A 921-nucleotide genomic window follows, 5' to 3' on the forward strand; every position below is an offset into this window, starting at 1 on the left:
TTGTAATTGATAGACCACCCTGCAGGACATTTGCTTCAATTTCCTTAGCATTAACGCGCCCACCTGTTGATACAGCAAGTGCAAACGAATTTGCGTGTATTGTTGCTTTTGTAACTGTAGCGACTGCTTTTTTAGTAGCATGCACTCCAGAAGATCCAGTGTGTATAAAAACATTATTAAGTTTTTTTTCTTCTCCATTAGTTGTACGAACGGTAGGGATTTCATGGTGTAATAGTGTCTTTGCATGAGTTGAACCGAAATGAGAGAAAATCAAAGTTCCAGCAATTGTACATAACAAAAAATTTTTCTTATTAGATTTTTTACACATAAATATGCCTTTAGTATTGGTATGCCTTTGATGCTTACTTCATTCCCCTGATGGCGCAAGTACCGGGGCGGTTTTATATCATTATGTTTTTTGTGTAAAGAACAAAACGAAATGATGCATAGTGCTTTCTATCGTTCGAAAAGTTGCGTCAGAAACGTTCCTAAAAGGATCATGTAAACCAATGCATCATGCAAACCAGTTGCACATGGATTGCAGAAAAATGCGCTTGTTAAGTTGCTGTTTAGTCAACGTTATGAAACAGGATATTTTGAAAGATTATCTCTTGAGAAAAGCTTGTTGTTATGGATATTTCGACAGAGTTGGGGAAAAAGATAGTTATGCCCTTTTAAAAAGCTTTCAGTAGCTTTTCTTGTATAGAGAAGAATAAAGAATTCATGATGTTTTTTAATATAAGATAAAGGATTTAAATTATTTTTTTACATTGATAAAAGAGAGAAGGAGGTTGTGGTAAGATAATTTGATTTCATAAAACAAAAAGGCAACTTTCTTGAGAATTTGGCATTCATGGGGGGCATTCTCTTCACATGAAGAACAGAATGCTGTTGTGGTGCACATTTACGCGCTTGTTTTAA

1 pseudogene is annotated in these 921 nt (G+C 34.9%); it reads right to left on the reverse strand.

Features of this window, described 5'->3' with window-relative positions:
* A pseudogene (locus tag ACFIO5_RS10850) lies at positions 1 to 328 on the reverse strand (hypothetical protein); the annotation flags it as partial.
* Positions 329 to 921 lie beyond the last annotated feature (593 nt).

The sequence above is a fragment of the Bartonella sp. AA86SXKL genome (assembly GCF_042196885.1).